Annotated in this window: 17 protein-coding genes; 16 read left to right on the top strand and 1 reads right to left on the bottom strand. The window is 40.1% G+C overall.

Features of this window, described 5'->3' with window-relative positions; translation table 11 throughout:
* Positions 1 to 40 precede the first annotated feature (40 nt).
* Positions 41 to 844, top strand: coding sequence for a putative RNA methyltransferase (locus tag GA0116959_RS04485; protein ID WP_092718768.1), 804 nt, complete (start codon positions 41 to 43; stop codon positions 842 to 844).
* A 307-nt stretch (positions 845 to 1,151) separates the two neighbouring features.
* Here the strand turns inward: GA0116959_RS04485 and ponA are convergent, their stop codons facing one another.
* A complete protein-coding gene (gene ponA, locus GA0116959_RS04480) occupies positions 1,152 to 3,680 on the bottom strand; it encodes a penicillin-binding protein PBP1a (protein ID WP_092718766.1) in 2,529 nt (842 codons plus the stop codon).
* A 165-nt stretch (positions 3,681 to 3,845) separates the two neighbouring features.
* On the opposite strand from ponA, the gene GA0116959_RS04475 reads away from it, so the two are divergent.
* The 15 genes from GA0116959_RS04475 to GA0116959_RS04405 all read left to right on the top strand — a co-directional run bounded on the left by GA0116959_RS04475 (position 3,846) and on the right by GA0116959_RS04405 (position 22,193).
* The gene (locus GA0116959_RS04475; protein ID WP_053579417.1) at positions 3,846 to 4,907 is read left to right on the top strand and encodes a pilus assembly protein PilM; all 1,062 of its coding nucleotides are present in this window, start codon (positions 3,846 to 3,848) and stop codon (positions 4,905 to 4,907) included.
* Positions 4,907 to 5,536: a PilN domain-containing protein gene (locus GA0116959_RS04470; protein WP_053579418.1), complete on the top strand. Its 630-nt coding sequence runs from the start codon at positions 4,907 to 4,909 to the stop codon at positions 5,534 to 5,536. Before GA0116959_RS04475 ends, GA0116959_RS04470 begins: the two co-directional genes overlap by 1 nt.
* Entirely contained in the window at positions 5,533 to 6,276 is a 744-nt protein-coding gene (locus tag GA0116959_RS04465; protein WP_092718764.1) for a type IV pilus inner membrane component PilO, read from the top strand. Before GA0116959_RS04470 ends, GA0116959_RS04465 begins: the two co-directional genes overlap by 4 nt.
* A complete protein-coding gene (locus GA0116959_RS04460; RefSeq protein ID WP_092718761.1) occupies positions 6,276 to 6,803 on the top strand; it encodes a pilus assembly protein PilP in 528 nt (175 codons plus the stop codon). The genes GA0116959_RS04465 and GA0116959_RS04460 overlap by 1 nt, the downstream gene beginning before the upstream one ends.
* 61 nt (positions 6,804 to 6,864) lie before the next feature.
* The gene (locus tag GA0116959_RS04455; RefSeq protein WP_171256863.1) at positions 6,865 to 9,012 is read left to right on the top strand and encodes a type IV pilus secretin PilQ; all 2,148 of its coding nucleotides are present in this window, start codon (positions 6,865 to 6,867) and stop codon (positions 9,010 to 9,012) included.
* A gap of 36 nt (positions 9,013 to 9,048) precedes the next feature.
* A complete protein-coding gene (aroK, locus tag GA0116959_RS04450; RefSeq protein WP_053579422.1) occupies positions 9,049 to 9,597 on the top strand; it encodes a shikimate kinase AroK in 549 nt (182 codons plus the stop codon).
* A 17-nt stretch (positions 9,598 to 9,614) separates the two neighbouring features.
* The gene (gene aroB, locus GA0116959_RS04445; RefSeq protein ID WP_092718757.1) at positions 9,615 to 10,700 is read left to right on the top strand and encodes a 3-dehydroquinate synthase; all 1,086 of its coding nucleotides are present in this window, start codon (positions 9,615 to 9,617) and stop codon (positions 10,698 to 10,700) included.
* Positions 10,701 to 10,703: 3 nt separating this feature from the next.
* On the top strand, positions 10,704 to 11,573 hold the full coding sequence (locus GA0116959_RS04440) for a hypothetical protein (protein ID WP_092718753.1): 870 nt from the start codon (positions 10,704 to 10,706) through the stop codon (positions 11,571 to 11,573).
* 439 nt (positions 11,574 to 12,012) lie between these two features.
* Positions 12,013 to 16,488, top strand: a complete 4,476-nt coding sequence (gene gltB / locus GA0116959_RS04435; RefSeq protein WP_171256862.1) for a glutamate synthase large subunit — start codon at positions 12,013 to 12,015, stop codon at positions 16,486 to 16,488.
* Between the two features lie 72 nt (positions 16,489 to 16,560).
* On the top strand, positions 16,561 to 17,982 hold the full coding sequence (locus GA0116959_RS04430; protein ID WP_092718748.1) for an FAD-dependent oxidoreductase: 1,422 nt from the start codon (positions 16,561 to 16,563) through the stop codon (positions 17,980 to 17,982).
* A 276-nt stretch (positions 17,983 to 18,258) separates the two neighbouring features.
* Positions 18,259 to 19,149, top strand: coding sequence for a metal-dependent hydrolase (locus GA0116959_RS04425; protein WP_244878559.1), 891 nt, complete (start codon positions 18,259 to 18,261; stop codon positions 19,147 to 19,149).
* Positions 19,150 to 19,294: 145 nt separating this feature from the next.
* A complete protein-coding gene (locus GA0116959_RS04420; RefSeq protein WP_053579427.1) occupies positions 19,295 to 19,885 on the top strand; it encodes a LemA family protein in 591 nt (196 codons plus the stop codon).
* Between the two features lie 28 nt (positions 19,886 to 19,913).
* A complete protein-coding gene (locus tag GA0116959_RS04415) occupies positions 19,914 to 20,987 on the top strand; it encodes a TPM domain-containing protein (protein ID WP_092718743.1) in 1,074 nt (357 codons plus the stop codon).
* On the top strand, positions 20,981 to 21,541 hold the full coding sequence (locus tag GA0116959_RS04410) for a TPM domain-containing protein (protein ID WP_092718742.1): 561 nt from the start codon (positions 20,981 to 20,983) through the stop codon (positions 21,539 to 21,541). The genes GA0116959_RS04415 and GA0116959_RS04410 overlap by 7 nt, the downstream gene beginning before the upstream one ends.
* A 208-nt stretch (positions 21,542 to 21,749) precedes the next feature.
* Positions 21,750 to 22,193 (top strand): pilin, encoded by a 444-nt coding sequence (locus GA0116959_RS04405; RefSeq protein WP_092718737.1) that lies wholly within the window; start codon positions 21,750 to 21,752, stop codon positions 22,191 to 22,193.
* The last annotated feature ends 152 nt before the right edge of the window (positions 22,194 to 22,345 follow it).

The raw sequence follows: 22,345 nt of genomic DNA, 5'->3' as shown, positions 1-22,345 counted from the left end.
TTTGATCAAATGTCAGTTTTTTTATGTCTGGGAGAAAATGATGAATCTGCTCATATGTCCGGTGTGTCGTGAGGAATTACTCTTAACTGATCAAACATGGCGGTGTGCAAATCAGCATAGTTATGATGTGGCAAAACAGGGTTATGTAAATTTACACGTTGTTCAGCATAAACACAGCAAAAACCCTGGAGATACACCGGAATCAGTACAAGCACGCCGCGCTTTTTTAAGTGCTGGTTTTTATGCACCGCTGCAACAGGCTGTGGTTGAGAAAATTCGTGAGCTTGGTGTAGACCATCTGCTCGATATTGGTTGTGGTGAAGGTTACTATACTCATGCTATGCAGGCTGAAGTGAAACAATGCGTAGGTGTCGATATTGCCAAAAATGCGGTACAGATTGCAGCTAAACTGAACAAGCATATCACTTGGGTCGTCGGTACAGGTGCTACTTTGCCTGTACTTGATGCATCGATTGATTTATGTACCAGCTTATTTAGTCCAATTCCAAAACAAGAAATATTGCGTGTACTCAAACCGAATGCTTATTTAATGGTGGTGACACCTGCAATTGAGCATTTATATGCAATGCGTGAAGTACTTTTTGAAGAAGTTAATCCACATGAGTCACATAAGTTTGTGGAACAACTGCAAAATGAATTTGAATTGCTTGAAGAATATGTGATTGATGCGCCTTTTGTTTTACAACAGGCTGACTTAAAGAACTTGATTGCAATGACGCCGTATGCTTACAAGGCGAAACCAGAACGCCGTCAGGCTCTAGAGCAAAATCAAAAGTTTGCGTTAAAAGGGCAATTTCAAATCTATTTATTCAAAAAGAAATGAGACCAATAGCAATGCCTATCAAATTAATTTAGAGCATTGTTATTAATTTATTTTTAGGCGCTCAAAAATCAGAAACTTAGAAATATATTATAAGTTCTGAAGATTATTCTTCAGTTTTCTGTTTTTTCTCATAATTGTAAAAATGATGCTTGAATTTCTTGATTGCCACACTACCAACACTTCAAATAGTGCTGAGTGATATTTCTGAATATTAACCAATCAAATCAGTTTTAACATAAAAATGCCAGTCTATTTTTAAATGGACTGGCATGATTACAGATGCTGACTTGAATAGACCTGATTTGATTTATAAAACTTGATCAATCAGGTTCTGAAGTGCGTCTGGCTTGTTAGTTGGTGCTTTTTGCATTATTGGAGGTGCAGCATCATTTGGCAGCAAAATTTCCTCTCCGGGTAAGTCATCAAAGTCACGTTCAGGTGCTCGTGTCGGTGCAACAGGAGCAGGACGATAAAGAGGGCGAGCTAAAGGTGGAGATGAGCGATCTTCTGCAACATATTCACCTGTGGTTTCCGTTCGGCGATTGGTCGGTGCTTTGGCATTTTTATCAAAATGTACCCAAGCTGCAGGTGTGCCTTTCAAAGCCTGACCCATAAAATTAGTCCAAATCGGCAAAGCGGCTACGCCACCATATTCACGGCGACCAAGCGTAGTGGGTTGGTCAAATCCAACCCATGTTATGGTGACGAGTTTGCCATTAAAACCAGCAAACCATGCATCTTTAGCATCATTGGTCGTTCCTGTTTTACCACCAATGTCACCACGACCAATTTTAAGTGCAGCTCGACCTGTACCATGTTGAATCACATCACGCAAAATATTTGCCATATCATAGGCAGAACTTGATTTTAAAATACGCTGAGCTTGACGATATTGGCTTTTAGATTCATCCACTTTAATGGGTGCTAATTCTTTTTCAGTTGTTAGGGTAGTGTTGGTTACTTCAAAGACTTCATCGTCTGGTGTTACTGCTTCAGCAGATTCAGGATCTTCATCTTTTTGATTGATACAGGCAATACAGGCATAGTCTGGATTACTTTGATAAATTACTTTGCCATATGCATCTTCAATACGATCAATAAAATGAGGTTGAATGCGATAACCACCATTGGCAAAAGTAGCGTAGCCTGTTGCCATTTGAATAGGCAGAACCTGCGGTGTACCCAATGCAATGGTGAAGTTACGTGGAATCTGATTTTCCTGTAAACCAAAATCCATAAATAATTGACGCGTTCGTTCAATACCGACCGTTTGTAGTAGGCGCACAGAAACAGTGTTACGGGACAAATACAAAGCACGACGTAATGGAATCACTCCCAAATAACGCCCATCCGAGTTTCTTGGTGACCATTTTCCAATGGTAATCGGACTGTCATTGACCATGCTATAAGGTGTCATGCCACGTTCAAGTGCTAAGGCATAGACAAAAGGCTTGATGGTAGAGCCGGGTTGACGCCAGCCCTGTAAGGCACGGTTAAATTTAGATTGATAAAAATTATAACCACCCACAATGGCTTCAATTGCTCCATTATTAGGATTGATCGCAATCAATTGACCTTGAACTTTAGGGACTTGAATCAGTGCCCAAGAGGTTTTATTGTCATTTGGACGTAAGCGAATAATATCTTTGACTTTCACAATTTGAGAGGCACGGCTAGGAGCTCCTCCCACACTGTTTGCATTTCTATATGGGCGGGCCCAAGACATTCCTGACCATGGAACCGTCACGGTAGAGCCATCTTGCATTACGGCTTCAAAAGAGGTGTTATTGACTTTAACCACTTTGGCAGGATAAGTATTGGCATATGCCCCAAATTCATTTAAGGGTTTATCATGCGCTTCAGCCCCTCGCCAGCCGTGGCGACGGTCATAAGCTTCTAAACCCTCTTGAACCGACTGCTCGGCATAGGCTTGGCGTTTGCTATCCACTGTGGTGTAAACTTTATAACCTGAATCGATCGCTTGTTGCCCAAATTTTTCAACCAGTTCTGAACGAACCATTTCTCCAACATAAGGAAATTTATTACTAATTCCTCGGTCGGGCATATCTAGATTAACAGGTTCAGCAATCGCTTTTTGATATTGGCTTTGGTTGATGTACCCCAATTGCAACATACGACCCAAAATCCAGTTACGACGTTCCAAAGCACGCGTGGGATTAACCACGGGGTTGTATTTTGACGGTGCTTTAGGAAGACCAGAAATCATTGCCATTTGAGCAATACTCAGCTCATCTAAGCTTTTGTTGTAATAAATTTTAGCAGCAGCTGCAATGCCATAGGCATTTTTACCCAAGAAAATTTTATTGACATATAAAGTTAAAATTTCTTCTTTACTTAAATTCTGCTCAATTTTTCGTGCCAGAAAGATTTCAGTTAGTTTTCGTTTTAGAGTTCGCTCTGGGCTTAAATAATAATTTTTGGCTACCTGCATCGTAATGGTCGAGCCACCCGTTTGCACACTTGACCCTGTAATCGTTTCGCTGACTGCTCTGCCCAAGCCCTTAAAGCTGATGCCGCTGTGCTCAAAAAAAGAAGAATCTTCAGCAGCTAAAAATGCAGAAATAAAAGGTTTTGGAATTTGTTGATAGTCTACAGGAACCGATAATTTGCCTCCATATTCGGAAATCAACATATTGTCGGCACTATAGACTTGTAAGGGCTTTAATAATGGCGCCTTTTTTAAAGTCGTCATTTTAGGTAACGATGGGGCAATATAGAGATACATGCCATAAAAGCCCATCGGAATTGAGACTAAAATTATAATTATGACCAAAAAAAAGGGGTGAACATGGCCTGAACGAGATAGCTTTTTCATAACAAGTAAGTTTTAATAAGAGCTAATGGCAAACTAATTGACGATCAGTATAGCCTTTACACATACAGATTGTTAGATGAGTTATTGTATCTGTAGAAAATTATAGACCGACAAGGATTAGTAAGTTACTTTTGTTGGGGATAAAAAAATAATAGGAATTATATTGTGCTCAGGTTATATCGTAAGCCAAATAAGGGGTTAGTGGGGGTAGATATTAGTTCTACTTCTGTTAAGTTGCTGGAACTTTCTGTTAAAAGCGGTAACAGGTATTGGGTAGAAAGCTATGCTTTAGTCCCTTTGCCTGAAGGCAGTGTGGTCGAAAAAAATATATTAAATCCAGAGGCGGTTGGAGAAGCATTAGAGCGAGCAATCAATCTTGCCAATATTCAATCAAAATCTGCTGCTATAGCCATTCCTACGTCTATGGTGATTACCAAAACGATTGAAATGGATGCAGATATGACAGATGATGAACGTGAAGTTCAGATTCGTATGGATGCAGAACAATATATTCCTTTTCCTTTAGATGAAGCGAGTCTTGATTTCGAGGTTCTGCCTGAGCGTTTAGCCAACCCAAACCGTGTAAATGTTCTGTTGGTTGCAACGCGTCTTGAAAATGTAGAAGCGCGTTCTGAAGTGTTGGAACTTGCCAATTTAAGTCCAAAAATTGCGGATATAGAAAGCTTTGCAATAGAAAATGCGTATCAAGTATTTTCTGATACTTTGCCTATGGGTGTGAATACAGTAGGCATCTTAGATATTGGTCATACCATGACTACACTGTCTGTGATGCGAAATAATAAAATTATTTATACTCGCGAACAAGTCTTTGGCGGTAAACAGTTAACGCAGGAAATTCAGAATCGTTATGGATTGTCTTTTGAAGAAGCTGGTCGTGCTAAAAAAAGTCGTTCACTTCCCGATGATTATGATGTTGAAGTACTAGAGCCTTATCTTGAAGCAGTAGTTCAACAAGCTGCAAGATCATTACAATTCTTTTTCTCATCTTCACAATTTAACGAAATTGATCATATCTTATTGGCAGGCGGGAATGCGAATATTCCTGGGCTAGCGAAACTTTTACAACAAAAACTGGGATATCGTGTTACCACTGCTAATCCATTCTTGCAAATGGGCTTTTCTCCACAAATTGATATTAAAAAAATAGAAAATGATGCTTCATCGCTGATGGTAGCATGTGGTTTGGCATTGAGGAGTTTTGATTAATGGCAAGAATTAACTTACTCCCTTGGCGCGATGAGCTAAGAGAGAAACGAAAAAAAGAATTTATAGCGATTTGTATTGGGGCAGCTTTAATTGGGGCATTCATCGTTGCATTAACATGGTTTTTCTACAATCATAAACTTGAAGATCAGGAACAAGCCAATCAACTGATTAGCAGTACCAATCAAAATCTTGATGTACAGTTAAAGTCTTTAGAAGGTTTGGAAGCTCAACGTAATGCCATTATCGAGCGTATGAAGCTTATTCAGGGATTACAAAGCCAAAGACCCATTGCAGTGCGCTTAATTGATGAGATGGCACGCGTAACACCAAGTAATTTATATATTACTAAGTTTGTCCGTGTAGGCGATAAATTTACCATTGAAGGTAAAGCTGAAAGTCCGAATACAGTAGCAGAATTTTTACGTAATCTTGAAGCCTCTGCTTGGTATCGTAATGCATTTATGAATTCGTTTTTAGCAGTAGAAGAGAAAAAGGATAAAGCACCAAGTTCTGTGGTGCCACGTGTTGAAGAAAGTTATGGTTCATTTGTTGTAACGGCTGATCTAGATGAAATTGCATCACCTTCAGAACCAGAAGCACCACAAACTACAGTGGAGGCGGCACAATGAGTCTCGATGAATTTGATGAATTAAATTCCCAAGAAAATGTAAGTCCTAAGAAAAAGATGACACTGGATAAATTTTTCCAGCAGTTTAATACTTTGGACATGAATAACTATGGTAGTTGGCCGTTATCCGTTAAAATTACCTGTTGGATTTTAATTATTTTAATGATCGCTTTGCTGGGTTATTTCTTGGCGATTAAAAGCAAATTAGAAAATATTTCTAATGCACAGACACAAGAACAAAATTTACTGAATGAATTTCGTGAAAAAGATTCAAAACTGCGTAATTTGCAGCAGTTGCAAGCTCAATTACAAGAAATGGAAGCAAATTTTAATCAACAATTAGAGCAATTGCCTAAAGAAACTGAAATTCCTGGCTTGGTTGAAGACATCAACGTCAGTGGCGTAAATTCAGGTTTAAAATTTAAGAATATTCGTTTGGAAAATGAAATTAAACAAGAGTTTTTCATTGAACAACCGATTTCTATTGAGGCAACAGGCGACTATCATGCTTTTGGTTCATTTGTGAGTGGTATTGCTGCACTTCCGCGTATTGTGACTTTACATGATTTCGATATTTCAGCAACAGAAAATAAAGAGAAAAAAACAGACATTCCTCAAGTGACTTATAACGTTAAAGCAAAAACATATCGTTATATTGGTATAACAGAGGCTGCAACTAATAATCAACCATCAGTAAATACTGCTGCTAACCCAGTTGCTCAAGCTGGAGGGACACAGTAATGAAATTAGAAAAAATTACACTAAGTCTGTTATTGAGTATGTTGTTGGTCGGATGTGACTCTCGAATTGATGCAGTGAATGAGCAAATGGCGAATATTCGTAATCAGCCCCCTTTGCCAATCGAACCGGCACCTATTTTTTCTCCAGTGCCAACGTTTAACTATTCAGCTCATCAGCTCAAAAGTCCTTTCTTGCCAAGTTCACTGGCTGCAGAGTTAAGGGTGATGGCAGGTAAGCGAGTCTATCCGAATTTGTCGCGTCAGCTGCAACCTTTAGAAAGTTATGCGATTGAATCGCTGAATATGAAAGGCAGCATGCGTAGTCAGGCTGGGCAAATTGTGGCCTTGATTCAAACACCAGACGGTGAAATTGAACGAATACAACGCGGCAGTTATATAGGTGTCAATCACGGACGTGTGGTGAATATCACACCAACTCAAATTGATCTTGTCGAGATTATTCCAGATGGAAGAGATGGATATGTGGAACGTCCAAGAAGTTTGGTATTAATTGGGCCAGCACCTTAAGTTTAAAGGAATAAAAATGAATAACAGTGTTAAAGATTTTATATTTGGGGATGGCAATACAATGAACCATTTGTTCCGTCAATTTTCTATGGGTGCTGTTGCAATTGCAGTCATGCAGGTTGCCAATGCTCAAGTCAGTATTACTAATATTGTTCCTATGCAAGTGGCAGGGCAAGGTACAGAAATACGTGTTATGTTCAATGGTATACCACCGCAGCCACAAGCCTATCAGCTTGAACAACCTTCACGTTTAATATTGGATTTTGATAAAGCACAGCAAAATTTAAAACAAAGTACGATTGCTGTGGCGACGAAAGAAGCCAATTCTGTTGATGTGAGTTCTGATGCGCAGCGCTCACGTTTAACAGTTAATTTAGCTGATGCGGGTGCATTTACCACGCGTATGGAAGGCAATACTTTTATTTTAAAAATTAATACAGTTGGGAATAATAATTTTAGTACTCAACAGGTGGTTGCCCAGAATCCAACACAAGGCATTTCAAATATTGGCTTTCAGCGTGGTAGTCAAGGTGAAGGTCAAGTCGTTATTGATTTGCTGGGCAGCAATACGCCTGTCGATGTGCAACAACAAGGCAGTAAAGTAGTAATACGCACATTAGGAAATAAAGTGCCGACACATTTGGCACGTCGTTTAAATGTGAATGATTTTGCCACGCCGGTTTCAGTTGTAGATGCAAAGAATGACGGTGGTAATGGTGTTATAACCATTCAAACTGAGGGTAGCTATGAATATATGGCCTACCAAACGGATAATAAACTCACCATTAGTTTGAAGCGTCCAGAAGATAAAAACCCCTTCAAACCTAAAGCTGCTAATAGTTATGCAGGTAAAAAGATTTCTTTAGATTTTCAAGATATTGAAGTACGTCGTGTACTACAGTTATTGGCGGATTTTACTGAAATCAATATGGTGACTGCTGATACAGTACAAGGCAATATTACCCTGCGTTTAAAGGATGTTCCTTGGGATCAAGCCTTGGATATCATTTTAAAAACCAAGAACTTGGATAAACGACGTAATGGAAATGTGATTTGGATTGCACCTGTCACAGAATTGATTAAATCAGAAGAAGAAGAAGCAAAAGCGATTGCGCAAAGCGTTAAACTTGCGCCTTTACAAACAGAATATATTCAACTCAGTTATGCTAAAGCGGTTGATATTGAGAAACTGATTACCGAAGGTAAAAACTCTTCAAATGGATCAAATGGATCAAATGGATCGAATCGCTCTAGTGGTTCTGGAGCAGATCCTTTGGGAGATAGTGTAGGAAGTTTACTCAGTCCACGAGGGACAATTTCAACTGATCCGCGGACCAATACGATTATTGTAAATGATACTTCGGTAAAAATTGATCAAATCCGTAAAATGATTGACTTGTTGGATGTGTCAGTAAAACAAGTGATGGTTGAGGCACGTATTGTGCGTGCTTCTACTGAGTTTAGTAAGCAGATGGGGGTGAAGTGGGGAATTTTATCCCAAGGCATTAACCAAAATAGTGATTTATTAGTGGGTGGTAGTGATACGACTTTATGGGATTTAAAAACACCAGATGATGATGGTAAATATACCATTCAACGTCCAGATAATTTAAATGTCGACTTGGGGGTAACAGCACCTGGTGCCAGTAAAATTGCCTTTGGTCTCATTAGTTTATCTGACTTTATGTTGGATTTAGAGCTTTCAGCACTGCAAGCTGATGGTTATGGGGAAGTCATTTCAACGCCAAAAGTGCTCACTGCAGATAAACAAGCTGCCAAAGTTGCTTCAGGTACACAAATTCCTTATCAGTCTGCAGAAGGCGGTGGTGCAAATGCAGTGTCTACCACAGAATTTGTTGATGCAACGTTAAGTCTGGATGTCACTCCAAGTATTACTCCAGATGGCAAAATTCAAATGATGTTGCAGATTAAAAATGACTCTGTGGGTAATCCAACACCAACAGGTCAATTTACGATTAATAAAAATGAAATTAACACCAATGTCTTGGTGGATAATGGAGAAACTGTAGTGTTAGGGGGAATTTTTGAACAGATGACCAATAACACGCAAACCAAAGTCCCGTTTTTGGGAGACTTGCCTTATATTGGGCGTTTATTCCGTAAAGATGTAAAATCTGATAATAAGAGTGAGCTCTTGATTTTTGTGACACCACGAATTGTTAATGACAGTGTTTCAAGAAATCATTAATATATTTTTAATTTAACGAAATAAATAGGTGACTCCTTGCCAAGCAATGAGTTTGAAACCCTACCAAATATTTATTTGGTAGGGCCAATGGGGGCTGGGAAAACAACTGTTGGTCGACATTTAGCGGAACTATTAGGACGTGAGTTTCTTGATAGTGATCATGAAATTGAGCGTAAAACAGGAGCGACTATACCTTGGATTTTTGAAAAAGAAGGTGAAAAAGGATTTCGTCATCGTGAGACCATGGTGATTAATGAGCTTACAGCACGCACAGAATTGGTTCTCGCTACAGGAGGTGGGGCAGTCACTCAATCTCCTAATCGTGAATTTTTAAAACAACGTGGTATTGTTGTTTATCTTTATACTCCTGTCGAAATTCAATTACAGCGTACTTATCGGGATAAGAACCGTCCTTTATTACAAGTTGAAAATCCTGAACAAAAGTTACGTGATTTATTGACACTTCGTGATCCATTATATCGAGAAGTTGCACACTATATTATTGAAACCAATCAGGGTGCTGCGCGTGATTTGGCGCAAAAAATTCTTCATTTAATTATGGCTCAAGAAGCAGATTTAATTTAATTAACGGTTTTAATTTCATGCAAACTTTACATGTTGAACTTGGCGATCGACGCTATCCTATTTTTATTGGTAGTGATTTAAACCCACGTAATTTACTTGAACCTTATATTCATGGTCAGCAAGTGATGATTGTGAGCAATACTACAGTGGCTCCTTTGTACTTAACCACTTATGTTGCTGCGCTTGAAGCGCTAGGTAAAAAAGTGGCAACATGTATTTTGCCTGATGGTGAAAAATATAAAAATATTGAATATTTAAACTTAATTTTTGATGCTTTGCTTGAAGCAGGATTTAACCGTGATGCCACCGTTTTAGCTTTAGGCGGTGGTGTGATTGGTGATATGGCTGGTTTTGCTTCGGCCTGTTTCCAACGTGGCGTTTATTTTATTCAAGTCCCTACAACGCTTTTGTCTCAAGTCGATTCGAGTGTGGGAGGCAAAACAGGAATTAATCATCCTTTGGGTAAAAATATGATTGGTGCTTTTCAGCAGCCACAAGTGGTCCTTGCAGATATGGCACAGCTGGTAACTTTGCCTACTCGTGAATTATCCGCAGGTTTGGCAGAGGTCATTAAATATGCCTTACTGGGTGATGTCGATTTTTTAGACTGGCTAGAAGGTCATATAGATGATTTAGTGGGGCGTGATCCTGAACGTTTAGCAGAGGCAGTTTATCGTTCATGTGCACACAAAGCACGGATTGTGGCGAGTGATGAGAAAGAACAGGGCGAACGGGCTTTGCTTAATCTTGGACATACTTTTGGACATGCGATTGAATCGTATATGGGCTATGGGGTATGGCTGCATGGAGAAGCAGTTGCTGTGGGTATGGTCATGGCTGCAGATCTGTCGCAGCGTTTGGGTTGGATTTCCACTGATGATTTAGAGCGTACAAAAAAAATCATTCAACGTGCGCATTTACCCGTAAAATGCCCAGCTATTCCATTAGATGAATTCCTTGGTTTTATGGCGCATGATAAAAAAGTACTGAATGGACAGTTACGACTGGTCCTGATGAGCACTTTAGGAAAAGCAATCATTACCAAAGATTTTGATGTGGAATTGATGAAACAGGCGATTTTAGCGAATCAAGAAAAGGCATAAATCATGACAACTCTGCGTACACCATGGCAGCATATTCAACATTATATTTGGCTTGTGTGTGGCGTAGTCTGCCTGTTTGCAGCGATTGTTTTTTGGGCAATTACGGATACAGATTCGTTAGTAGAAGTTGAAAAGTCAGCTGAAACAGAATCTGAATTGCAAATTCAACCTGAAAAAGTGGCTGCAACCAATTTGCTCGGTGCGCTTCAGGATGAAGTTCATCCTTTAGAAATGATGACGCGTACAGTGACTACGGAAAATTATGAACCTGAGTTTCGGGGGAGTAAGTTTGTCAGTGAAAATAAAAATGACACCACTATTGAACTATTTCGTACCACGAAGAACGATATTATTCAGAGCTTTTTAAAAAAGCAGGCAGATCGTCAGAATTTTTTCTATCTGCGTCTTAGCGGTGAAGACCAGATTGAGCAGTATGTTTTAGTCTATGGCCTATATAAAAATAGCAATGAAGCAAAAAGAATACTTCAGCAATTACCTTTTAAGTTTCCAAAATCTGTTTTACCTCAAGTCGTAGAGATGAAAAACTATTTACCTTTGGTCAATGATATGGGCGCAGAGGAAATGGGCACGAATCATAAGTTATATGCTGTACAATTGAAGTCTGCGCCATTGCCTCGCGTAGATGAGAGTTTACTGGCTTTTCCAACTCCAAAAGCTCAATCTCAAGCCAATCAGTCTGTTGAGCACAAGGCTGCAACCACCAGTACAACTGTGACACGTCGTGATGAGCAAGGTAATATTGTTGATGTACAACAATCACGTTCTAGCGTTGAAACTGCGCCTAAAAATACGATGCCAAATGCTGAGCCAAACAAAATACCTGAAAAAGAAATAAATGATCCATTTAACTAAAAATAGAGTTCTAAAATAGAGCAAAGTAGGTTATAAAAATATTTATATGCACAAAACTGGTGCGAATAATGTTTTTAAAAAAATACACTATAGCTAATCAAACTGAATTCCTTCTACATTTAAAAGATTTAGATGCTTGTTTTTTTAATTGGCATAATTTTTGCTTTATTGGTGCATGAATTGAGTTCTTGTCCCTATTTTGGCGCGAAAAGATTCAAGGATGAGATTAAATATTTGGTTTTTCTTGCTTTAAAACAGTGCGAAACTTCAATTTAACCTGTGGTTTTATGGGTTAAATCGGATGAGCTGAAAGCATGTGAAAAATAGTTTGATCTCATTTTGATCTGAGTGTGCATAAATTGGACTAAATCGCAAAAAGATATTTGATTGTTAGATGCCCATTTTAAGGGCCATGTTGAAAGAAGGGTACGCTATGCACATGCCATCGCCTAATACTGTAGCTCCCACTCAAGGGTTGTATCAACCAGATGAGTTTAAAGATAACTGTGGTTTCGGTTTAATCGCCCATATGCAGGGTGATGCAAGTCATGATTTGGTCAAGACCGCGATTCATAGTTTAAGTTGTATGACCCACCGTGGTGGTATTGCTGCAGATGGCAAGACCGGAGATGGGTGTGGTTTATTGTTGGCCATGCCAAAAGCATTTTTCCGCGAAGAAGCGAAAAAACTGAGTGATATTACTTTAAGTGAAGTTTTTGCAGTCGGAACTATATTTTTAAATCTTGACCCTGCGCTTGCAGCACATTCAAAACAAGTACTGACCAAAGAAGTTGAATCTGAAGGCCTAAAAGTATTGGCTTGGCGTGTTATTCCCACCAATGTCGCGGCTTTGGGTGAAATTGCACTTCAGTCGATGCCGGCTTTTGAGCAAATTATTGTTAATTGTCCTATGGGCGTAACAGAAGTTGAATTTAACCGTAAGTTGTTTTTGGCGCGTCGTCGTGCTGAACAGTTATTGGTGAATGATTCTTCATTCTATGTCACGACATTATGTTCAACAGTGATTACCTATAAAGGTTTGATGATGCCTGCAGCGATTGCAGATTTCTATACCGACCTTGCTGATCCGCGTTTGGAATCACATATTGTGGTCTTCCATCAGCGCTTTTCTACCAATACCTTACCGCGTTGGCCTTTGGCACAGCCGTTCCGTTATCTTGCGCATAATGGTGAAATTAACACGATTACTGCGAACCGTAACTGGGCTTTGGCACGTGTTCCTAAATTTGAAAATCCATTGCTTCCGGGTTTAACTGAACTTCATCCGATTGTAAACCGTACTGGTTCTGACTCTTCAAGCCTCGATAATATGTTAGAGATTCTGGTCGGTGGGGGGATGGATTTATTCCGTGCACTGCGTATGTTGGTACCACCTGCATGGCAAAATGTCGAAACACTTGATGCAGATTTACGTGCTTTCTATGAATTTAATTCTAAACACATGGAAGCATGGGATGGTCCAGCAGGTCTGGTGATTCAAGATGGTCGTCATGCGATTTGTATGCTGGATCGTAATGGTTTACGTCCTGCACGTTGGGTCATTACCAAAAATGGTTATATTACACTGGCATCAGAAATTGGGGTGTGGGGTTATCAGCCTGAAGATGTGATTTCCAAAGGGCGTGTTGGTCCAGGTCAAATTTTAGTGATTGATACCTTCACAGGTAAAATGCTAGATACGCAAGATGTCAGCAAACATTTAAAAAATATGCGTCCATACCGTGAATGGTTACGCGAAAACTCAGTGCGCTTACAAGGTAGCCCAGAGCTTGAAGAATATTTATGTGATCAAGGCTTAAAAAGCGATGCGCTAAAAGCTGCACAAAAAATGTTCATGGTGACGTTTGAAGAACGTGACCAGTTATTACGTCCAATCGCTGAAAGTGGTCAGGAAGCGGTGGGATCCATGGGTGATGATACGCCAATGGCTGTTTTGTCACGACAAGTGCGTCATGTTTCGGATTTCTTCCGTCAACAGTTTGCACAAGTGACCAATCCACCAATTGATCCACTGCGTGAATCGATTGTGATGTCACTAGAAACCTGTTTTGGCCGTGAGCAAAATGTATTTGAACAAGGCCCTGAACATGCAGATCGCTTGATCGTATCGAGTCCAGTACTTTCTAATTCAAAAATGCATCAAATCCGTACATTGGGTCGTAAAGGCTATGAAATTGCCGATATCGATTTGAACTATGCGGAAGCTGAAGGCTTACAAGCTGCGATTACGCGTATTTGTATCGAGGCTGCACAAGCAATTAGTGATGGCAAAACGTTGTTGGTACTTTCAGATAAAAAAATTCGTGAAGGTTATTTACCTGCCAATGCTTTAATGGCGACAGGTGCAGTACACCATCACTTGATTCAAGTGGGTTTACGTACTGATGCCAATATCATTGTAGAAACAGGATTGGCACGTGATCCACACCAATTTGCCGTTATTCTAGGATTTGGCGCAACTGCGATTTATCCATATTTAGCGTATGACGTGATCAATGATTTAGTGGCGAAAGGTGAGTTATTGGGTGATCCAATCCAAGCTCAAGCCAACTTCCGTAAAGGCATTGAGAAAGGCTTGCTGAAAGTTCTGTCTAAAATGGGTATTTCAACCGTTGCCTCTTATCGTGGTGGTCAGTTGTTTGAAGCAGTTGGTTTATCCAATGAAGTAGTGGATCAATGCTTTACAGGTGTTCCAAGTCGTATTCAGGGTGCAACATTTACTGACCTTGAAAATGATTTGAAAAAATTGGCGGAGAATGCGTGGAAGTCGCGTAAGCCAATTGATCAAGGTGGTTTATTAAAATTCGTTTTTGATAAGGAATATCATGCATTTAATCCTGATGTGATTAATGCTTTGCATAAATCAGTACGTTCAGGCAATTATGCAGATTTTAAAGAATATGCAGAATTGGTTAATAATCGTCCAATTGCCACGATTCGTGATTTATTTAAGCTCAAAACAGACAATTCGATCGCTTTAGAGCAAGTTGAATCAATTAAAGAGATTCTGCCACGTTTTGACTCGGCCGGAATGTCGCTTGGTGCATTGTCGCCAGAAGCGCATGAAGCCATTGCGATTGCGATGAATACGATTGGCGGCCGTTCAAATTCGGGTGAGGGTGGTGAAGATCCTGCACGTTATGGCACGATTCGTAATTCTAAAATTAAACAGATTGCTTCAGGCCGTTTCGGTGTTACACCTGCCTATTTAACCTCTGCTGAAGTATTGCAGATTAAAGTGGCGCAAGGTGCCAAACCAGGTGAAGGTGGTCAGTTACCAGGTGGTAAAGTAAATGGCTTAATTGCACGTTTACGTTATTCAGTACCGGGAGTAACGCTGATCTCACCACCACCGCATCATGATATTTATTCAATTGAAGATTTATCGCAATTGATCTTTGACTTAAAACAAGTCAATCCTCAAGCGATGGTTTCAGTGAAATTAGTGTCTGAACCGGGTGTAGGTACGATTGCAGCAGGTGTTGCGAAAGCCTATGCCGATTTCATCACTATTTCGGGTTATGACGGTGGTACAGCAGCCTCACCATTGTCTTCTATCCACCATGCAGGTTCACCGTGGGAGTTAGGTTTAGCAGAAGCGCATCAGGCACTCCGTGTGAATGATTTACGTGGCAAAGTCCGTGTTCAAACTGATGGTGGTTTGAAAACTGGTCTAGATGTGGTAAAAGCCGCCATTCTAGGAGCCGAAAGTTTTGGTTTTGGTTCAACACCAATGATTGCATTGGGTTGTAAGTACTTGCGTATTTGTCACCTCAACAACTGTGCGACGGGTGTAGCGACGCAACAAGATCATTTACGTCAAGAGCATTATATTGGCGAGCCAGAAATGCTGATTAATTTCTTCCACTTTATTGCAGAAGAAACACGTGAATGGTTAGCCGCATTAGGTGTTTCAAGTCTTAAAGATTTGATTGGCCGTACTGATTTGCTCGAAGTATTACCTGGTGATACCGACAAACATGCCCACTTAGATTTAAGTGCTTTGTTAACCTCACATCCTTCTGCGGAAGGTAAGGCACAGTACTGCCAAGTTCAAGGTAATGCGCCTTTTGATAAAGGCTTACTGGCTGAGAAAATGGTGGTTGAAATGCTTCCGACGATTGAAGCAGGACAAAGTGCTGAGTTTAACTACAATGTAGTCAACTGTGACCGTTCAATTGGTGCTCGTATTTCTGGTGAAATTGCACGTCGTTATGGCAATTTAGGTATGGAAAACCATCCTGTTGTCATGAACTTAAAAGGCACAGCTGGACAGTCATTGGGTGTTTGGAACGCAGGCGGCTTACATATTAAACTTGAAGGTGATGCCAACGATTACGTGGGTAAAGGTATGGCAGGTGGTCGTATTTCGATTTTCCCACCAAAAGGTTCACCATTCCAAACTCAAAATACCGCGATTATTGGAAATACCTGTTTATACGGAGCTACTGGCGGTAAAGTATTTGCTGCGGGTACCGCAGGTGAGCGTTTTGCAGTACGTAACTCAGGTGCATTTGCAGTGATTGAAGGTGCGGGCGACCATTGTTGTGAATACATGACCGGTGGTATTGTGACTGTACTGGGTAAAGTTGGCCATAACTTTGGTGCAGGTATGACTGGTGGATTTGCCTATGTACTTGACCTCGATAATGACTTCGTTGACCACTACAACCATGAGTTGATTGAATTAAATCGTATCTCTACAGAAGCGATGGAAGAACATCAAGAATTCTTAAGCCGTATTTTAGATGAACACATTCAAGAGACTGGTAGTGCGTGGGCGTATAAGATCCGTAATGAGTTTGATTTTTACAGCCGTAAATTCTGGCTTGTAAAACCAAAAGCTGCTAATTTGCAAACGCTTTTGAAAACGACTAAAGCCGATCCACAATAATTCCACTACTGCAGATTGATAGGCAGGTGTAGCGGATAAATAAACCAACTACACCTACCCACGGAGAGAGACATGGCAGAGCGCCTAAACAATGACTTTCAATTTCTGGATGTTGCACGCCAAGATCCAGAGAAAAAAGATCTCACTGTCCGCAAAGCAGAGTTTGTGGAAATTTATAAACCGTACACAGCGGAAATTGCGGCCAATCAAACGCATCGTTGTCTCGGTTGTGGTAACCCATATTGCGAATGGAAATGTCCAGTACATAACTACATTCCAAATTGGCTTAAACTCATTGCTGAAGGTCGTATTTTTCAAGCAGCTGAACTGTGTCATCAAACCAATACTTTGCCAGAAGTCTGTGGTCGTGTTTGTCCGCAAGATCGTTTGTGTGAAGGTGCCTGTACCCTCAATGATGGTTTTGGTGCGGTAACGATTGGTAATGCTGAAAAATATATTAACGATACAGCGTTTGCTTTGGGCTGGCGTCCAGATATGTCCAATGTAAAATGGACAAACAAGAAGGTTGCTATTATTGGTGCAGGTCCTGCAGGCTTGGGCTGTGCTGACATCTTGGTACGTAATGGAGTCAAACCTATTGTGTTTGATAAACGTCCTGAAATTGGTGGCTTGCTGACTTTTGGTATTCCAGAATTTAAAATGGAAAAAGATGTCATGAAGCGTCGCCGTGAAATTTTCACAGGCATGGGCGTGGAATTCCGTCTAAATACGGAAATTGGCACTGACATCACTATCGAGCAATTACTTGCAGATTATGATGCTGTATTTATGGGTATGGGAACCTATACTTATATGAAAGGCGGTTTTGCAGGTGAAGAATTTGAAGGCGTCTATGATGCGTTAGATTTCTTGATTGCGAATGTCAACCGTACACAAGGTTGGGAAAAAGACGCTTCTGAATATATTAGTGTTGAAAGCAAGAAAGTGATTGTTCTCGGTGGTGGTGATACTGCAATGGACTGTAACCGAACTTCGATTCGTCAAGGTGCTGAATCTGTAGTATGTGCTTATCGCCGTGATGAAGAGAATATGCCAGGCTCACGCCGTGAAGTGAAAAATGCGCGTGAAGAAGGCGTAGAATTCATGTTTAATCGTCAGCCGATTGAAATTGTTGGGGAAAACGGTAAAGTCACAGGTGTTAAAGTCGTGACAACTCAATTGGGTGAAGCAGACAGTCGTGGTCGTCGTAGTCCAGAACCTGTTCCAGGCTCAGAAGAAATTTTGCCGGCAGATGCTGTGCTCTTGGCTTTTGGTTTCCGTGCGAGCCCAGCAGATTGGTTTGCAGGTGCAAATATTGGTTTAGATGGTTCAGGTCGTGTGGTTGCTGCTGAAAAGCAACAATACCGTTTTCAAACTTCGAATCCGAAAATTTTTGCTGGCGGCGATATGGTCCGTGGTTCAGACCTTGTCGTGACTGCTATTTGGGAAGGTCGAGAAGCTGCTGAAGGTATACTCGATTACTTAGATATCTAAGCTCAACATTCAGTTTTAAAAATTCATATAAAAAAGCCTACATTCTTGTAGGCTTTTTCATGAGTTTTCTATTGTTCTAAATGATGAAAATTAAATTTTTTTTTATAGATATTTAATGATTGTGTATTGGATTTAAATTGATCTCGCATTTCATAACGAGTACATTTCGATTTATTTGAGCATTTTGGTCAAGTTTGCGAGTGTTTTTGCAATATACAACTGTATATTATCTGTCAATATGAGATGAATTATTCATTTTTAGATGGGGCTGCCCACGTGAAAAAAGCTGAATTTACTGCCGAAAAATCATATTTACAGCGTCCCAAAGCCATCGGGATTACAGTGCGACGCTTACACTTTAAGCCTCAATCCATCCGTCGACATTATTTTGCCAACTCGCCTATCATGTCTCACTTACTCACCGCACTCTCATCAACCTTTCCAATTGGCGAGCAATTTTTTGTACATAGTGTGCGAAATGTACGTGACCAAGTGAAGGATGAAACTTTACAGGCGCAGATCGCTGCATTTATTGGTCAGGAAGCGATGCATTCCAAAGCTCATACAGAATTTAATGCAGCGTGGCGAACTGAACAATATAATTTAGATCGTTTTCAGGCATGGTTGGAGCGCAAAAATCATCATGTCAAAAAATTGCATCCTAAAATTCAATTGGCGATTACCTGTGCATTTGAACATTTCACCGCTTTATTGGGGGGATATCTGTTGAAACATCCAGAAATTCTGAGCACTTTAGATGATGAAGCAGCCAAGTTATGGATTTGGCATGCGATTGAAGAAATTGAACATCGTGCAGTGGCATTCGATGTCTATCAGCATATCTATGGTGATGATCGAGTTCGTCGTATGATCATGCGTAGTGTCACCACAGGCTTTGCCAGTTTGACCTTTTATTCTGCAACACGCTTGTTTTTGCAAGACAGGAAAAAAAGTTTAGCGAAAGTGGGAGGGAATATTTTTGGGCTTTATCTCCTTATGAAAATGTTTGTCCAACTTGCTCCAGAATATTTATCTTATTTTAAAAAAGATTTTCATCCTTCAAGTCATGATTACAGCACCATTGTAGAGGTCTGGAAAACACGTTTGGCTAATGAGTATCAGTTGGAAAGTTTTCAACAGGAATTAAAACCCATGTTACTCAATTAATGCATAAAAGCAAAAAAGGTGAATAGAGATATTCACCTTTTTTTATAGATTATGAAGAATACTGAAATTAAACAGAACTGACTTGAAATACCGCTACAATAAAAATATTTAAATAAATACAAACAAATATAGAGGATATAAATTAATGAATCCAATAAAGAAAAGTTTAGTCGCGATTGCGCTTGTCAGTACCTTAACATTATCGGGTTGTGGCTATAACACTTTACAAGTCAAAGATGAAGCTGTGACCGCGTCATGGTCGGAAGTACAAAATCAATATCAACGTCGTGCCGATTTGGTGCCCAATTTAGTCAATGTGGTCAAAGGCTATGCCAAACATGAAGAACAAGTACTGACTGAAGTCACTCAAGCACGTGCCAATGTGGCGGGTTTAAAAGTTGATCGAGAAGTACTCGAAGACCCAGCATTGTTTGAAAAATATCAACAAGCTCAGGCACAGATGACCAGTGCTTTATCCCGACTGATTGCTGTGTCTGAAAACTATCCTGATTTAAAAGCCAATGAGCAATTTCGTGACTTACAAGTACAACTTGAAGGCACTGAAAACAGAATTGCGGTGGCACGTAATCGTTATATTACGACAGTACAAGACTTCAATGGTTATGCACGCCAGTTTCCACAAGCGATGACTGCTAAAGTCATTGGTATGGACACGAAGCCGAACTTCAGTGCAGACCAAAGCGCGCAAAATGCACCGAAAGTCTCTTTTGAGTAAGTCATGCGTGATTGAATAAGGATTGCCGATGTCGGATTTTGATAAAAACTATTTTTTCAGCCTAAAAATTCTACCAATGTTCATTTTGTGCTTTGGCATGTTATTCAGTGTATTGACATGGGCAGAAACTGCGACTGCGACCGATGAGACCAGTGAAGCAGTGGTGGTTGGAAAAATAATCAAAGATCAGCAACAAACAGCGCAAAATTTAAACACAACACCTACTGCTCCTGAAAGCAAGATTCAGGCATCAGCGGTGGCCAATGATATGGCAGAGGGCGAATCTATTCGCGGATTGCCGACTTTAAATGAACCTGTAGTCGATCAGGCCAACCTCTTAAATGCCAATCAGAAGCAAGAAATTAGTCAACGTATTCTGGCTTTGCATGAGGAAGGCAAAGCGCAAATAGGCGTGGTGATTGTACCGACCACAGGTCAGGAAGATATTTTTGATTTTGCCATGCGAATTGCGGAAAAATGGCAACTGGGTTCGGCCAAACAGGACAATGGTTTGCTCATGGCAATAGCCATAAATGACCGTCGTATTCAAATTTTGACAGGATACGGTCTGGAAGGCGTGATTCCAGATATTGTCGCCAGTCGGATTATTCGAAATCAAATCACGCCTTATTTTAAACAGGCTCAATATGCACAAGGTATTGATGCGGGGCTGGTAGAAATAGAACGTATTTTAAATATGGACCCTGAGCTGGCACAAAAAGCAGCACAGGAACTCAAAGAACGTCAACAACAAGCCTTGCATGAACAACAAGCCAAACAAAAAACCTTGAGCACGGCCTTATTTATTTTAATTGCAGGTATTGTCGGTTCTTTTGTGGTGGGAAAACGCTTAAGTGCTTCAACGGCTGCAGTTGCAGGAACCGTTGCAGGACTGGTCAATGGTGCAGGTTTAATCACCAGTTTATTGATTGGTGGCGGAATTTTTGTATTACTGATTACGGCTATAGCACAAACCATTTTCCAACTGTTTTTGGCGGGTGGCGGTGGTCGTGGTGGTCGAGGCGGTGGTGGTTTTGGGGGCGGTGGATTTAGTGGTGGTGGCGGTGGTTTTGGCGGGGGAGGCGCATCAGGCTCATGGTAACAACAACAGATACAACAGAAATACTGACACAACCGAAAATAGAACAGCTGAATCAGCCCAGCATTAAGCGTTGGTTTAAGCACTTTTTATATATGCCTGCAACCAAGCGTTATTTTTCAAAAGCTGACCAGCATGCCATTGCGCAAGCCGTAAGCGAGGCAGAACATGGGCATATTGGGGAAATACAGGTGGTGATTGAAGGTTGTCTTCCTTCTCATCAAGCCTATCAACAAAATACGTGTATGCGTGCACGGCAACTGTTTGCTGAACTGGGCGTATGGGACACTGAATACAACAGTGGGGTACTGCTGTATTTAAACTTGTGTGAGCGTAAAGTTGAAATTGTGATTGACCGTGGCATTGAAAAAGCCACTGAGCAAGGGGTATGGGATGAGATATGTGCAACGATGATTGCTACATTGGCTCGTCAGCAATATCGTGAAGCTTTAGTTACAGGTATTTTTCAGATAGGCGAGATACTAAACCAGTTTTATGAACATTCAATACCTGATCAGACTAACGAATTGAGCAATGAACCGATTATTTTGGGTTAGCAAATAGGTGTAAAACTGACAAAAAGTGTCAACTAGTTACTTAAAAAAATATAAATACGACGAAATAACAATTTTATTTTTTTAAAGTGCTGTTTTTTTTATTCATTTTATTATAATCAAGATTGGCACATTAAGTGCTACATAGAAAAGAAGCTAAATTAAGTTGATAAAGCTTATAAATAAACAATAAACATTTGTGGAGAATGTTATGAATGCACAAAAGGGTTTTACCTTAATTGAATTAATGATCGTTATTGCGATTATCGGTATTTTGGCGGCAATTGCGATTCCTTCGTACCAAAATTATATTAAAAAAGCGGCTTATTCTGAAATTCCTTTAGCAATGTCATCAATTCGTACTGCAGTTGATACGTGTTATGGTATTGAAAAAGATTTAACCAAGTGTGATAGCGATACTGAAATTGGTGAAACATTACCAACAGGTTTAACAAATAAAGCATTAGCTGGGATTACGCTAACAGCAGCTACTTTACCTGGAGTCGCGGCAAATATGATTACAGCAACACCGAATGCCTATAAAGGTATTGATGCAGCGGATACTTGTATATTAACACCAGTTCCGGATGCGTCCGATCGTTTAGTGTGGACATATTCTGGTGGTTGTTTAACTAAAGGTTATGTTAAAAACTAATTAGTTTTCTATATAAAAAACGCATCGTAAGATGCGTTTTTTATTCAATATTTAAATGAAAATAGAGCAAGTTATATTTGTTGAAGCTTTAATTTTATAATAATTCGGCACACAACAATCAAAAATAATTTTTTAAAAAAGATTATGGATCA

This window comes from Acinetobacter albensis (assembly GCF_900095025.1).
In the GTDB taxonomy this organism is placed as follows: domain Bacteria; phylum Pseudomonadota; class Gammaproteobacteria; order Pseudomonadales; family Moraxellaceae; genus Acinetobacter; species Acinetobacter albensis.
Note: the sequence above shows the minus strand (reverse complement) of the source record. Positions and strands in the feature narration are given on the sequence as shown.